Raw genomic sequence first — 14,562 nt, 5'->3', positions numbered from 1 at the left:
AGTTTCAAGATCGTATCTCATCCATATTCCTTCAGCTATTAAAGAATAATTAGTGTAATTAAAATAACAAAATATGATACGTTCCATCTTATTAACCATCCTTTTTATGACATCGGGAGCATTATTCAGTCAAAACTTAAAACCCGTTTCTTATCAGGACGGCTCACAGAAGCTCAATGGCCTTGTAACATCCAATGCCGGAAAAAAGCTTCCGGGAGTACTGATTTTACCCGCCTGGAAAGGAATTGATGACGAAGCCAAAACAGCTGCTGTAGAGCTTGAAAAACAAGGTTATATTGCGTTTATTGCTGATATTTATGGTGAAGGGAATATTCCTGCCGATAATGACGCAGCCGGAAAAGCAGCGGGACATTACAAACAAAATTATACGGAATATCAAAAACGGATTTCATTGGCGTTAGAACAGCTTAAAAAGAGCGGTGCATCCACTGGGAAAGTAGCTGTGATCGGCTATTGTTTCGGTGGAACCGGCGCTTTGGAAGTTGCCAGGGCCAATATGCCTGTAGCCGGTGTTGTATCGATTCATGGAAGCATTGGTAAGGACCAGACAAGAAAGAACGGTCCGATCTCAACGAAAATGCTGATTGAAAATCCGGCAGACGATAAAGGAGTTACCCAACAGGATTATGATAACCTGGTGAAAGAAATGAACGACGGGGCTGCTGACTGGCAGATCATCACCTATGCTCATTCAAAGCATACGTTTACTGATCCAAAATCTCCTGATTACAATGAAGTGATGGCTAAGAGAGCATGGAACCATACCCTGATGTTTTTGAAAGAAATTCTGAAGTAACTTTTATATGGACAATGTATTGATCTGGCGATACAACAACCTTATATTGCCAGATCAATATACTGTCCGGTTTCTTATTAATGGCTACTCTTCCCTGTTCACCAGTTCCATGGAAAAGGCAGGAAGACAGATCGCAATGTATTCACAGGGCTCAGTAAAAGGATTACTGTAACGTACTCTGGCTCCCTTTTCCACAAGAATGCTTTGCCCCTTTTCAAGGATGACCGTTTCACCGTCAATTTCAAACTGCTTTTTTCCGGAAACAATAATGGTAAATTCATCAAACTGAGGAGTCTGGTGAGGTTCGCTCCAACCGGGAGGTGCTACCATATGAGCAATTGATATATCTGAATTGTTCGTAGAATTTCCCCAATGTTCCTCAATGAGTTTCCCATCTGTAGTGGGAACGATAAAAGGGGATTTCTGAATTTTGTATTTTTTCATTTCAGCCAGCTTTCTTTTTTGATTTCGTACACAAAGTTGGTCCGGGTAGGTTCTGCAAAATAAGCAACCTCTTCTTCTCCTGTTTTTATACCTCCCAATCGTTCCATAGCAATCTGGGAGCGGAGATTTTCTTTTCCTACATGGAAATGAACTTTATCCACGAACTGAAAAATGTAATCCAGCATTAGTTTTTTCACTTTGGGATTGATGCCTTTTCCCCAGGATTTTGTTCCATAAAACGTATACCCGATAAAGATGCTGCTGTCATCTTCGTCGTAATTATAATAACGGGTGCTTCCCAATACGTCTCCCGATGCTTTATCAATAATTTTAAAAGCACCTTTACTTTCCATCGCTCCCTGAAAAAAGCTTTCAAAAACGTCTCTCTTGTAACGGTCTTTGTTCGGGTGTTGTTCCCAGACCTTAGGATCTGAAGCCACCTCGTATACAGATTCAAAATCCCCTTGTACCAAGGGGATTAATTGAAGTTCATCATTTTCTAAAATAGGTTGAACAGAGAAATTCATACGTCTTAGCTTTTGGTTTTAGCTGCGTCGGTTTCTATTTTCTTGATTTCTTTCAACTTATCAGAAATTTTGATCACCGCATCTAATTTTGCCGGCTTCAAAGCAACTTCTGCCTGAGCCATATCCCACTTAATAACCAAATTTCCGGAATTTTCATCGGTAGGGTTTAATGTAATTTCAAACCATTCCTGCTTATCTGCTAATTTATTTACGGGTACGGTAACGTCTACAACATCCTGCTTTGGATCATAGGTGTACGCGCCCCACTGCTGGAAATCTTTATTTAAAATAACTTTCCATTCTTTTTCTGTTGGAATAATGAATAGTCCATAAGTTCCTGCAGGAACTGTTTTTCCTCCAAAGTTAACGGACTGTCCGAAAGTAATTTTTGTCGAAGAGTTTGCTCCTGCTCTCCACACCTGTCCATAAGGAACCAATTCACCGAAAATTTTACGGCCTTTCACTCCGGGTCTTCCATAATCGATCGTAATCTTAGACATCGAAAATTGTTGTTCCACTCTCTGACGTGGACTTGCTGCCGGTACAGAATAATCCTGTGCAAAACTTAAAGCTGAAGCAGACAGGCAAACTGCGAATAGTAATTTCTTCACGTGTAAATTTTTGCCTAAAATTACGAAATCAAAATAAAACAGCCCTCCCCATTCTTAATAATTTTTGCTTTCGCACTATTAATTTTTAAGACTTTCCAATACTTTTTTTGCCTGCTCGATATGCCTCAAATGATGGTAGATCACAAAACGTAAAGTGTCTCCCAGCTTCAGTTTAATAAGCTTTGAAATACTGATGCTCGTTCTGGTCTTTTCAAGGTTAATATCTTTAGCTTTCTCAAGCAGTCCGAGTAATTGATGCTGTTGTTCAATAAAATCCTTTAACACGTTCTTATCCAATTTACTGTGAATGGGATTCATTGTTTTGAATGTTTTCATTGGATTAAGCTTCTCTTTTGGAAGCATTGACTTTGCGAAGTAGTCCCCTAAAATTCCAGGTAAAAAAGTAACTTTGGATGGAAATTTTGAGGATAATATCCTACGTTGGATTTCCGGAATATAAAATTGACCATACCGGTTAAGGTGCGCTATACATTCCAGTACAGTCCAGGAGTTTTCAGAGGTTCTGTAATTGAGTTCCTGATCCGTTCTATTGAGAAGAGTTTCTACGTACCGGGTGTTATTTTGCGTAATTTCCTTTAATTCTGATAATAATTGAGCGGTAAGAATTTTCATTGATCCTTTTTCTACAAATTTCAGGATTAATCCATTCTGAAATCTTGATTGAACTCAAGATTTCTTTAGCCTCGATAATGTTTCGGGGCTCATGCGCAGATAATTGGCAATATATTTATTGGGAATCTCCTGAAACAGCTTCGGACTTCTTTTCAAAACCCTTTCAAAACGCTCACGGGGAGAATAGATCAGGAGATCTTTTTCCCTTTCAATCTGTTGCAGAACGAGATCTTCCAGAACATGGGTCCACCAATTCAGATGCTGATCATCCGACCGGATCAACTCATAAAAATTATTCTTGGAGGCTATTTTTACTGTAGTCCTTTTTATAGCCTGGATGTAAAAATCAGAGGGTTTTTCCGATAAAAAAGAATCAAGTGAAACAATAATGTTCCCCTTATATCCGAACCTGACGATCCGTTCTTCATCCTCATCCATGATAAAAATCCTTACACTTCCTTCTTGAACAAAGTAAATATGGGTATCAGTCTCTCCTTTTACTTTTAAAAACTGGTATCGCTGAATGGTTTTCTGAGCCTGAAATAAACCGGCATCGATCATTGTTTGGATGGTATTTACAGAACTCATAAATTCCGGATATTTGTTATGATGTGTTCTATAAATTTAAATAAAAAATCAGAATAAGATCGCTTTTTCCAGCTCCAGTAATTTTTGTTTTCTCCAGATGCCACCGGCATAGCCTACCAGATCACCATTAGACCCGATCACCCTATGACAAGGAACCAATATAGCTATTTTATTAATCCCGTTGGCGGTTCCTACAGCACGTATAGCCTTTGGATTTCCTAAAACCTCAGATTGCTGCTTATAGGTCCTGGTCTCTCCTATTGGAATTTCACGTAGCAGCTGCCATACTTTTTCCTGAAACTCTGTACCCGTTATGTATAACGGAACATCAAAAGACTTTCGCCTTCCCTCAAAATATTCCTGTAATTCTCTTTCGAGCTGCTGGAAATGTTTGTTTTCTCCCTGAACGATTTCTGCATTGAGGAATTTTGACAACGAAGCAAACTGCCGGTCCATATTTTTCCGGTCTGTAAATTCAAGAAGACAGATTCCTTCATCAACAGCACAGGCAAACATGGTTCCTAAAGGTGTTTCAATCCTTTTAAGGTCAATAATCTTCTGCCTTCCTGTATGTTTTGGGGAGACTCCTACTATATTTTTAAAGCGTTCATTAAAACCACTCAGACTTTCATAACCCGAGGCCATTGCGGCATCGAGAATACTTTCCCCGTTTTTAATCCTTTTGAAAGCCTTATTTACCTTCAGTTTCCTTTGAAAAGCATGAAAAGTGATCCCGTGATTTTTCAAAAACCAACGGCGAACTGTTACAGGCTCTATATTTCTCGCGATTAAGTCGGAGTCCTTGATTTTCACCGATTCATCACCCATTAATTCATTCAGCAATTCCCGGATGTAGGATGGTGTTTCATTGAGTTTTTCTAGCGGCCTGCATACTTTGCATGCTCTGTAACCATGTGCGATAGCGTCTTTCGTGTCTAAAAAAAACTCCACATTTTCTCTTTTGGGCTTTCTGGCAGTGCAGGTGGGACGGCAGAATATTCCGGTCGTTTTTACGGCCATCCAGTACGTTCCTTCAAATGTGGAATCCTTTTCCAGGGAAGCCTGATACATTCTGTCTTCTGTAAGCCTCATTATGATATAAAAATAGATGAAAAGCTTTGTTTTGCAACAACCTCGCGGCCCACATCTTCCAAACGATCATAAATGTATCCATTTAAAAAACTACCGGAGGAAATTCTTTTAACATTAAGCGTTTTTAAAGTTTCAAAATCGGGTAATTCCGGCATACACATAACATTAATAGGAGTCTCCGTGGAGTTCACAATGGTTTTGATATCCTCTTCATCGGTAATACACGGTACAAATATCCCATCCACTCCCAGTTCTTCAAAGATCCGGATTCTTTGCAAAGTTTCTTCAACAGGATTTTCAATTCCCATCAAAAAGGGATCTGTGCGGAAATTGATGAAAATTTCAACAGCATTGTCTTTCAGTTTTGAAATAACAGGTCGGAATTTCTCATAAATCTCATCCTGTGATAGTAATCTCCTTTTTCCGTCCACCACGATACTGTCTTCAATATTAATCCCTACAGCTCCGGCAGCCGACAGTTTGGAAATATTGGAAACGATCTCATCGGTTGTATTTCCATAACCCGATTCCAGGTCCACAGATACAGGAATATGAACAGATTTCAGTATCCTTTCAGCCATATAGAAATACTCATCAAAACTCATCTCTTCTCCATCCTCGTACCCCAAACTATGGGCTACCGCAGAGCTTGAAGTGGCTAAAGCTTTATAGCCCAGCTTTTCGTATACTTTCGCGCTTTGTACATTCCATACATTTCCCACCAATAAAGGTTCATTACCATGATGCAGATCTCTGAAAATTTGAATATTTGTCATTTCGCTTTTTTTTATAAAATTAAGTACTGTGGGGTATATTTTGCAACCGAAAAATGAACAAGTATTTTTATTCTTTTATATTTCAAAAATAAAGGTTAATTTCTATACCGAAATCTTTTATCCATGCTGACAAAAATAAAATTCATACTCTTTTTCCTTATTGACCTCACTACTCTTCACGCACAGGAAACAATTCCTTTCAGATTAACCAAGCACAATAATATTATTGTAAAAGCACTGGTTAATGACAAGGATTCACTAGATCTGATGTTTCAGATTGCCATGGAGGATGCTTCAATATCCCCTCAACGAACCCGGAAGGCAGATCATATTATCTTTAATAAGGATGAAATCAGTGATAACAACAGGGTGCAATTGGGAAAAATCACCTGGAAAAATGTACGTTTTTTTGATAATGAACTGACCGGACATGAAGCTGACGGAAAGTTCGGAACAAGAGCTTTCTCCGGAAAGGCCTTCAAGATCGATTATGACCATAATCAGTTTGTAATTTATGATCATCTACCCGATCTGGAGGGATTTCAGCCTATAAAATTATATCTGGAAAGGGATCAGTTGTTTATTGAAGCAGAAAATATAATCGATGGGAAAACGATTACCGGCCGCTTTCTGTTACAATCGGGATATTCCGGTGGACTTCTGTACAATAATCAGTTTGCGGAAGATAACCTGCTGGATAAAAAATTAAAAATAACGGGCGAGAAAACATTAAAGAATTCCAGCGGAAAAAGTGTGATCACAAAACAAGGAATTTTACCTGAGTTTAAAATCGGAAATACAACATTAAAAAATGTTTCTGCAGGATTCTTTGCAGGAGATCTTAAAACGCAAAAAGTAAGTTATTTTGCAGCAGACCTGATCAAAAGGTTCATATGGATATTTGATGCAGACCGGAAAACAGCTTATATTAAACCCAGCCGGTATTTCTCCGATCCTTATTATAAAATCAATTAAAAATAAAAAACTAGCTAATGTTGGGCATTCTATAGTTATATTACAGAGGCTGAACTCATCATAGACATGTAATAATTGGCACAATGCAATGAAGTGATCAATATAATTTCTTTATCAGGAATTTCTTCAAAAGCTTCGGAGGTAGCGATCTGGTATTCATAATCGGGGTTATTCCACTTAAAATTAGGTTTCATCACTACATATTCAGAACCCTCTTCATCCACAAGCACGAAAGATTCTTTAAAAATCCCTCTGTGCTTAAAGGCATAACTTTTTTTACAATCATTAAAATGGGTCTGAATGACGATTTCTCCGTTCCAGTTCATTCTGAACTTCAGCAGAACACGATCATGGTATTTCAGTTCAATCGTTGTTCCCCAAAAACCTTTAGGTTCTATTACATAATGGGAATAATCCGCCAGGTCAATGACTGCATTGAACTTAAACCAGCTATTATAAGAAAGTTTTCCAATTAATTTCTCATCTTTTGTCACTTCAAAAGATAAAGCATTATTTGATTTTGCGTTATATTCTGCCATGGTTACTTTTGATTTGATGGAATTCCTATTAGTTTTTTTACAATTTTAACAGCCTGAATTTTAACGCTCTAATTTATAAATAAATCGGCAAAAAAAAACTAATATGTTTACATCAACTAAAAACCCCGTAAAAAATTTACGGGGCAAAAATTATCTGTTTTTTTTATATCAAAATATCGATTATTCTTTTATCGTATTCAGGAAGTCCTGGCTGTTGACCAGCTGCTCTACAAGATTGTCGATAGCCGGTGGCAGGAATTTTTCAAATTTGGCTCCTTTTGTGTTTGCCTTTCCTGTTATCAGATCAGTCCAAACCACTTTTCCTTCATTGTCAATCAACTGAAACTTTACGGTGATCTGAGGGATCAGCTGAACAGTAGAGAATCCGGAAATGGCTTCGTAATCCATTTTTTGTAATTCTGATTTTAACGTAAAACTTTTATTATCGTTGCCTAAGTTAACATTCTTTTCTTTAAGCCCGTTTTTTATAGCGTCCGTAAGGATTTCTGAAACAGGTTTTTCAGCCATATAAGCACCGGACATGGTTTGGTTGTACATGTTTTTCTTATAGAAAATAACTTTATTATCCTGATATCCCCTTGTATCTTTCATAGGATCGATCTGAACAGTCTTACTGGAAGCTAATTTATTATCAATTTTTAACCCTGATTGATAATTAATTTGCTGAACAGAATTAGATAATGCACAACTCGTTAAAGACGTCAACGAAACACCTAAAACAAAAATTTTAAATTTTGATTTCATTCAATTTTATTTAATAAATTTTAACGGGCTAATTTACATATTTATCAATTTCCTTTTACCTACTCTCTTTAATTTTTCCAATGTTTATCGTACATTAAAATAAACCTAATAAAATATTCGCCAAAAATAAAAACACACCTTAAATTATTCATTAAAGTGCGTTTAGAACTATGGTAAGAAAAATGTCCGAAGTCATTTTATGATAACCCTTGTAATATCGTAAACCTTATATTGTAGAACCAAAACTTTACTCAAGATAATATTGATTGAAATCAATAGAGTCTTTTGGTTTATTTAACCCCGTCTTATTTTTAAACTCCTTATCAATTACAAAATTCTTTTCTGTAATCATTACCTCTTCACTGTTTTTGAACAATTTTAAAAGTTCAATTTTATATTGTGAATGTAATGTTTGAAAATATTTACCATACAGACACATCCCAATTTCTTTTTCAGCGAACTGTTTTCCAAATGCTGTGGTTGGTTGTGGTTTTATATAGGAATCCCTTAGTTTCCAATCATCAAAATAATAGTCTCTGTAAGTATATTCACAATCGAGTACTTTGATTGTTACGGTCTTATAGGGGTTTTCAAATAAAGCATAAAAAAATGCGGTTAAGAAGACTACTATACACACTCCAACAATGAGAATTCTTTTATTTTTCATATATTATATTGATCCGAGAAAATTAAAATCCGAAAATATTTTAAAAATTTCTTCAATACATTGATTCAAATAAAATAGTGAATCATTCAAATTTACACAATGATTTCTTCATTATCTCTATAAAATTTATTCTTTACAAAAAAACGCACCCTAATTACTTAGGGTGCGTTTTACATTTATTTTTTCAGGAATTACATCGCTTCCATTTTGAAAGTCATGCTTTCAATTACTTTTAGAATTGCTTCTACAGTATCCATGGAAGTTAAACATGGTACTCCGTTTTCAACACTCATTCTTCTGATCTGGAAACCGTCTCTTTCAACTTGCTTCCCTTTTGTCATGGTATTAACTACATACTGTACTTTACCTTTCTGGATCAGGTCGATAAGGTTGACATCCTCTTCTCCGATCTTGTATCCTATTTTACAAGGAATTCCTTTCTCTTCAAAGAATTTAGCCGTTCCTTCCGTTGCCCAGATTCTGAATCCGACTTCATGGAATCTTGCCGCAAGATCAGCAGCCTCTTCTTTATGCTTATCAGCTACAGTGAAGAGAATAGAGCCATGCATCGGAACTTTTCTTCCTGCAGCGATCAAACCTTTGTAAAGTGCTTTTTCCAGAGTTGTATCTTTTCCCATAACTTCTCCTGTAGATTTCATTTCAGGTCCCAGGGAGATATCAACTTTTGTTAATTTGGAGAAAGAGAACACAGGAACTTTTACAAACACCCCTTCTTTATTAGGTACCAGTCCGTTTTCATATCCAAGGTCTTTTAGTTTCTGACCTAATATTGCTTTTGTTGCCAGATTAGCCATCGGCACATCCGTAATTTTTGAAAGGAAAGGAACTGTTCTTGATGAACGTGGATTTACCTCGATCACATATACATTTCCTTCAAAAAGAACATATTGGATATTCATTAATCCGATCACATTAAGGCCTTTTGCCAGCCTTTGTGTGTAATCTACCAATGTATCAATTTCTTTTTGAGAAACATTCTGCGGTGGATACACTGCGATAGAGTCTCCGGAGTGAACCCCTGCTCTTTCAATGTGCTCCATAATTCCAGGGATAATTACAGTTTCCCCGTCACAGATGGCATCCACTTCCACTTCTTTTCCGGTGATGTAGCGGTCTACCAGTACCGGATGTTCCGGGCTTGCATCTACCGCAAATTCCATATAGTGTGCCAGTTCTGCTTCTGTATATACAATCTCCATGGCTCTTCCTCCCAACACATAACTTGGTCTTACCAACACCGGATATCCGATTTCATTGGCAATCTTTATTGCCTCTTCTTTCGAAGTTGAAGTTTTTCCCAGTGGTTGAGGAATTCCAAGTTCCTGAAGCGCTTTCTCGAATTTATCTCTGTTTTCAGCTCTGTCAAGATCTTCTAATGAAGTTCCCAGGATCTTCACTCCATGGCTGGCCAATTTATCTGCAAGGTTAATCGCTGTTTGTCCTCCGAACTGTACAACTACTCCTGTTGGCTTTTCCAGTTCGATGATGTTCATTACATCTTCTTCCGTCAGAGGTTCAAAATACAGCTTATCTGAGATTGAGAAATCTGTAGAAACAGTCTCAGGGTTGTTATTGATAATGATTGCTTCATATCCCATTTCTTTGATCGCCCATACTGAATGTACCGTTGCATAATCAAATTCTACCCCTTGTCCGATTCTGATAGGTCCCGAACCTAAAACAATAACCTTTTTCTTATCTGAAACCACACTTTCATTTTCCTCCTCATAGGTTCCGTAGAAATATGGGGTTTCACTTTCAAATTCAGCTGCGCAGGTATCCACCATTTTATAAACCGGCATCACCCCGTTTTCTTTTCTGAAGTTGAAAACTTCACGCTGTGTCGTCTCCCAAAGGTGGGCGATATTAAGGTCTGCGAAACCTAATTTTTTAGCCTCAATTAAAGTCTCTTTATTGAATTTATTGTCCGCAATAACTTTTTCGAAATCAATAAGCTTTTTGATCTTCCATATAAAGAATTTGTCAATTTTACTCCATTCTACGATCTGTTCCCAGTCATATCCTCTTCTCAACGCATCCCCGATGATAAATAATCTCTCATCATCACAAACTCTGATTCTTCTTTCGATTTCTTCTGCTGTAAGCGCTTCTGCCTGTTTTTTCTTTAATCCGAGATGTCTGATTCCTGTTTCTAGAGAGCGGATCGCTTTTTGTAAAGACTCTTCAAAATTTCTTCCGATGGCCATAACCTCTCCGGTAGCTTTCATCTGAGTAGAAAGTCTTCTGTCAGCAGTTTCAAATTTATCGAACGGGAATCTCGGGAATTTGGTTACCACATAATCCAGTGCTGGCTCAAAACATGCATATGTTTTTCCTGTAACCGGATTCATAATTTCATCCAGCGTAAGTCCTACTGCAATTTTAGCCGCAATTTTAGCGATAGGATATCCTGTTGCCTTACTTGCTAAAGCTGATGATCTGGAAACCCTAGGGTTTACCTCGATGATATAATAATTGAATGAGTGAGGATCCAGGGCCAGCTGCACGTTACATCCCCCCTCAATTCCTAATGCTCTGATGATTTTCAGTGATGCATTTCTCAATAGTTGATACTCTCTGTCCGAAAGTGTCTGTGAAGGCGCCACAACAATTGAGTCTCCCGTGTGAACTCCTACAGGATCGATATTCTCCATGTTACAAACCACAATGGCATTGTCGTTCGCATCACGCATTACCTCATATTCAATCTCCTTGAAACCGGCAATTGATTTTTCGATAAGACACTGGGTAACCGGGCTGTATTTCAATCCTAATTCAGCAATCTCCTTCAATTCAGTCTCATTGGAAGCGATTCCACCTCCTGTTCCTCCCATCGTAAAGGCAGGACGAACAATTACAGGATATCCGATTTCTTCTGCAAAATTAAGGGCTCCTTCCACTGTATTTACAATATCAGATTCCGGAACCGGCTCGTTCAGCTCTCTCATCAACTCACGGAACAGATCTCTGTCCTCCGCTCTGTTGATCGCTGAAAGCTTAGTTCCAAGTACCTCAACTTTACATTCTTCAAGAATCCCTGATTTCTCTAATTCTACCGCCATATTCAATCCGGTTTGTCCTCCCAAAGTAGGAAGCAACGCATCCGGACGCTCTTTTCTGATGATATGACTTACAAACTGAAGGGATATCGGCTCGATATATACTTTATCAGCGATCTCCACATCCGTCATAATCGTTGCAGGATTTGAGTTGATCAAAATTACCCTGTAGCCTTCTTCTCTCAAAGACAAACAAGCCTGCGTTCCTGCGTAATCGAATTCGGCTGCCTGCCCAATGATGATAGGCCCGGAACCAATTACTAAAATTGTTTTTATATCTGTACGTTTTGCCATTTTCTTTTTTTAGATACAAGATGTTAGATGTCAGATTTCAGACTTCCAACATTGTGTTTTACTTTTTTAAATTAGATTTGAATGTATAAATCATTCTTTGAATTTCATTCAGTTGTGATATTAGACTGTCGACTTTTTCCACACTTAGCAATTCCAGTTCTCTTGTTAATATTAGCTGTGTCTGTAGCTCAAAAGAAGAGGCATTTGCAATACCCAGAAAATGATAAAATTCTCTATCATTATTTCTTCCCGCTCCCTCCGCAATATTAGATGGAATTGAGACTACAGATCTTTTAATTTGAGAAATCAAACCAAATTTCTCATCCTTCGGTAAATCAACACAAACCAGGTAAACTTCTTTTGCAAGTTGAATTGATTTCTGCCAGAAAAGTAATTTTTCAAAGTTGTGCATATTTACTTTATTAAAGTCTGAAGTCTAGTGTCTGATATCTGATGTCTATATTATTACTTCTTAAATTTCTCCATTAAATCAATAAACTCATCAAACAAGTAGTTCGCATCTTCCGGGCCTGGGCTTGCTTCCGGGTGATACTGAACAGAGAAACAAGGGTGGATTTTGTGTTTTAATCCTTCATTTGTTCTGTCGTTCAGGGCGATGTGTGTTTCGATAAGATCGGTTCCTTTAAGGCTTTCCTGATCCACTGCATAACCGTGGTTCTGAGAAGTGATTGAAACTTTGTTTTTCTCTAAATCTAACACCGGGTGGTTACCTCCTCTGTGTCCGAACTTCAATTTGAATGTTTTGGCTCCGCAGGCTAATCCGATCAATTGGTGTCCGAGACAGATTCCAAAGATGGGAACTTTTCCTAAAAGGCCACGGATCATTTCCAAAGCTTTAGGATTATCTTCAGGGTCACCAGGACCGTTTGAAAGCATAATTCCATCCGGATTCATTAATAAAATTTCTTCGGCTGTAGTATCGTGTGATACAACAATAATATCACAGTTTCTTTGGGAAAGTTCTCTGATGATTCCCAGTTTGGAACCGAAATCTACCAGCACCACTTTAAACCCTCTTCCCGGATTAGCATATGGTGTTTTTGTAGAAACCGTTTCTACCTGGTTGGTAGGGAAAGTTGTTGATTTTAATTCCTGTACGATTGTGTTTTCATCTGCATCGGCGTTCACGATTTTCCCTTTTACAACTCCTGAATTACGAAGAATCCTTGTCAGTCTTCTTGTGTCAATTCCTGAAATTCCTGAAAGGTTTTTCTTTTTGAATAATTCATCTAAAGTAATCTGCGTACGGAAATTTGATGGTAAATCGCAAATTTCTTTTACAATAAGTCCTTTAATAGCCGGCTCAATACTTTCATAATCATCACGGTTGATCCCGTAATTTCCGATCAGCGGATACGTCATACATACAATCTGACCACAATAAGATGGGTCGGAAATCAATTCTTGATATCCCGTCATTCCGGTATTGAAAACCACTTCTCCTGCAGTTTCCAATTCTGCTCCGAAACCTTCTCCGTAAAAAACCTCTCCGGATTCTAATATTAATTTCTTTTTCATTTTTATTTTTGTTGTATAATGTATTCATGTATTAACGTATTAACGATTTTCATGAATACCTTTTACATTAATACTTTTTACAATAATTATTTAAATTTAAATCCTTTTTCTTCCAATGCATTTTTCAGTATGGCCATCCTTGCAAAAACCCCGTTCTGCATTTGTTTGAAGATCCTTGAACGTTCACATTCCACAAGATCTGTGTCAATCTCCACTCCTCTGTTGATCGGTGCCGGATGCATAATAATAGCTCCTTTCTTCATTGCCTGCTCCCTTTCTTTTGTTAATCCGTATTTTCTATGGTACTCGGATGCTGAAAAGCTCATTTTAGCATCGTGTCTTTCGTGCTGAATTCTCAACAGCATCAGGACATCCACTTCATGGATCAGCTCGTCTACCGATTGGTATGTTCCGTTGATTAAGGCTCCCTCATCAAACCATTGCTCAGGCCCAGAAAAATATACTTTGGCACCTAACCTTCTTAATGCCTCAGCATTCGAGTTGGCTACCCTGCTGTGTTTCACATCTCCTACGATTCCTATTTTCAGTCCTTCGAATTTCCCAAACTCCTGGTAGATGGTCATGAGATCCAGCATACATTGTGACGGATGGTTTCCGGTTCCGTCTCCCCCGTTGATCACAGGGATGTTGATATTTTTCAATTCTTCGAAGAACCCGTCTTTTTTGTCTCTTATTACGACTAAGTTTACTCCTATACTTTCGATCGTCTTCACAGTGTCATATAAACTTTCGCCTTTATTTACTGAACTGTGAGAAGCATCAAAAGGAACCACCTGCAATCCCAGTTTTCTTTCAGCCACATCGAAGCTTGTTTTTGTTCTGGTGCTGTCTTCAAAAAACAGATTTGAGCAAAAAACCTCACCGTCAATTTTAGCTGTTTTTCCTTCAGCAAAAGCCAGCGCTTCTGTTAGTATACTGTTGATTTTCTCTGTACTTAGTTCTGCAATCGTAAACATAATATCTTATTTTTTTTACATAAAAAAAGCGAAGACAAAATCTTCGCTTAATAACAATAAATATCGTAAAGGGCGCTTTCGCCCGGTAAATCTAATGATATAAATACTCTTTTATTCATTAGGTGCAAAGATATAACAATTAACCGAATTGACAAAACTAAAGTTCTAAAAAAATTAAAAAACTTTAATCACACCTTATTCTCATTTTTTCTTAATATTTTTGTTAAAATTCAAATTG

At 37.6% G+C, this 14,562-nt stretch carries 16 protein-coding genes; 2 read left to right on the top strand and 14 right to left on the bottom strand.

The features are described 5' to 3' along the window. Nucleotides 1-73 precede the first annotated feature (73 nt). Nucleotides 74-817: a dienelactone hydrolase family protein gene (locus tag PFY10_00550; GenBank protein WBV56929.1), complete on the top strand. Its 744-nt coding sequence runs from the start codon at nucleotides 74-76 to the stop codon at nucleotides 815-817. Nucleotides 818-901: 84 nt separating this feature from the next. Here PFY10_00550 and PFY10_00545 read toward each other — a convergent pair whose 3' ends face one another. The 7 genes from PFY10_00545 to PFY10_00515 all read right to left on the bottom strand — a co-directional run bounded on the left by PFY10_00545 (nucleotide 902) and on the right by PFY10_00515 (nucleotide 5,488). Next, on the bottom strand, nucleotides 902-1,261 hold the full coding sequence (locus tag PFY10_00545) for a cupin domain-containing protein (protein WBV56928.1): 360 nt from the start codon (nucleotides 1,259-1,261) through the stop codon (nucleotides 902-904). Then, nucleotides 1,258-1,788: a GNAT family N-acetyltransferase gene (locus tag PFY10_00540; protein ID WBV56927.1), complete on the bottom strand. Its 531-nt coding sequence runs from the start codon at nucleotides 1,786-1,788 to the stop codon at nucleotides 1,258-1,260. Before PFY10_00540 ends, PFY10_00545 begins: the two co-directional genes overlap by 4 nt. 5 nt (nucleotides 1,789-1,793) lie before the next feature. Then, a complete protein-coding gene (locus PFY10_00535) occupies nucleotides 1,794-2,399 on the bottom strand; it encodes a DUF2911 domain-containing protein (GenBank protein ID WBV56926.1) in 606 nt (201 codons plus the stop codon). A 78-nt stretch (nucleotides 2,400-2,477) separates the two neighbouring features. Further along, nucleotides 2,478-3,032 (bottom strand): DinB family protein, encoded by a 555-nt coding sequence (locus PFY10_00530; GenBank protein ID WBV56925.1) that lies wholly within the window; start codon nucleotides 3,030-3,032, stop codon nucleotides 2,478-2,480. A 54-nt stretch (nucleotides 3,033-3,086) separates the two neighbouring features. Next, nucleotides 3,087-3,620: a Crp/Fnr family transcriptional regulator gene (locus PFY10_00525; protein ID WBV56924.1), complete on the bottom strand. Its 534-nt coding sequence runs from the start codon at nucleotides 3,618-3,620 to the stop codon at nucleotides 3,087-3,089. A gap of 48 nt (nucleotides 3,621-3,668) precedes the next feature. Next, nucleotides 3,669-4,712, bottom strand: a complete 1,044-nt coding sequence (locus PFY10_00520; GenBank protein ID WBV56923.1) for a methylated-DNA--[protein]-cysteine S-methyltransferase — start codon at nucleotides 4,710-4,712, stop codon at nucleotides 3,669-3,671. Then, nucleotides 4,712-5,488 carry an isocitrate lyase/phosphoenolpyruvate mutase family protein gene (locus PFY10_00515; GenBank protein ID WBV56922.1) on the bottom strand — a complete coding sequence of 259 codons (777 nt, stop codon included), beginning with the start codon at nucleotides 5,486-5,488 and terminating at the stop codon, nucleotides 4,712-4,714. The genes PFY10_00520 and PFY10_00515 overlap by 1 nt, the downstream gene beginning before the upstream one ends. 123 nt (nucleotides 5,489-5,611) lie before the next feature. Between PFY10_00515 and PFY10_00510 the strand changes: the two genes are divergently transcribed. Next, the gene (locus PFY10_00510) at nucleotides 5,612-6,463 is read left to right on the top strand and encodes a hypothetical protein (protein ID WBV56921.1); all 852 of its coding nucleotides are present in this window, start codon (nucleotides 5,612-5,614) and stop codon (nucleotides 6,461-6,463) included. A 35-nt stretch (nucleotides 6,464-6,498) separates the two neighbouring features. Here PFY10_00510 and PFY10_00505 read toward each other — a convergent pair whose 3' ends face one another. From PFY10_00505 to PFY10_00475, 7 genes are all read right to left on the bottom strand, one after another. Then, the gene (locus PFY10_00505; protein WBV56920.1) at nucleotides 6,499-7,002 is read right to left on the bottom strand and encodes a hypothetical protein; all 504 of its coding nucleotides are present in this window, start codon (nucleotides 7,000-7,002) and stop codon (nucleotides 6,499-6,501) included. Nucleotides 7,003-7,182: 180 nt separating this feature from the next. Further along, nucleotides 7,183-7,767: a hypothetical protein gene (locus PFY10_00500; GenBank protein WBV56919.1), complete on the bottom strand. Its 585-nt coding sequence runs from the start codon at nucleotides 7,765-7,767 to the stop codon at nucleotides 7,183-7,185. Between the two features lie 247 nt (nucleotides 7,768-8,014). Further along, complete coding sequence (locus tag PFY10_00495; protein ID WBV56918.1) at nucleotides 8,015-8,434, bottom strand: hypothetical protein; 420 nt, start codon at nucleotides 8,432-8,434, stop codon at nucleotides 8,015-8,017. A 191-nt stretch (nucleotides 8,435-8,625) separates the two neighbouring features. Further along, nucleotides 8,626-11,808 (bottom strand): carbamoyl-phosphate synthase large subunit, encoded by a 3,183-nt coding sequence (gene carB, locus PFY10_00490; protein ID WBV56917.1) that lies wholly within the window; start codon nucleotides 11,806-11,808, stop codon nucleotides 8,626-8,628. A gap of 58 nt (nucleotides 11,809-11,866) precedes the next feature. Then, a complete protein-coding gene (locus PFY10_00485; GenBank protein WBV56916.1) occupies nucleotides 11,867-12,220 on the bottom strand; it encodes a four helix bundle protein in 354 nt (117 codons plus the stop codon). 53 nt (nucleotides 12,221-12,273) lie between these two features. After that, nucleotides 12,274-13,347 (bottom strand): carbamoyl phosphate synthase small subunit, encoded by a 1,074-nt coding sequence (locus PFY10_00480; GenBank protein ID WBV56915.1) that lies wholly within the window; start codon nucleotides 13,345-13,347, stop codon nucleotides 12,274-12,276. Nucleotides 13,348-13,433: 86 nt separating this feature from the next. Then, complete coding sequence (locus PFY10_00475) at nucleotides 13,434-14,324, bottom strand: aspartate carbamoyltransferase catalytic subunit (GenBank protein ID WBV56914.1); 891 nt, start codon at nucleotides 14,322-14,324, stop codon at nucleotides 13,434-13,436. Between the last annotated feature and the right edge of the window lie 238 nt (nucleotides 14,325-14,562).

Origin of the sequence: Chryseobacterium daecheongense, from assembly GCA_027920525.1 — a bacterium.
Taxonomy (GTDB): Bacteria; Bacteroidota; Bacteroidia; order Flavobacteriales; family Weeksellaceae; genus Chryseobacterium; species Chryseobacterium proteolyticum.
This window is presented reverse-complemented; position numbering and strand designations above follow the sequence as displayed.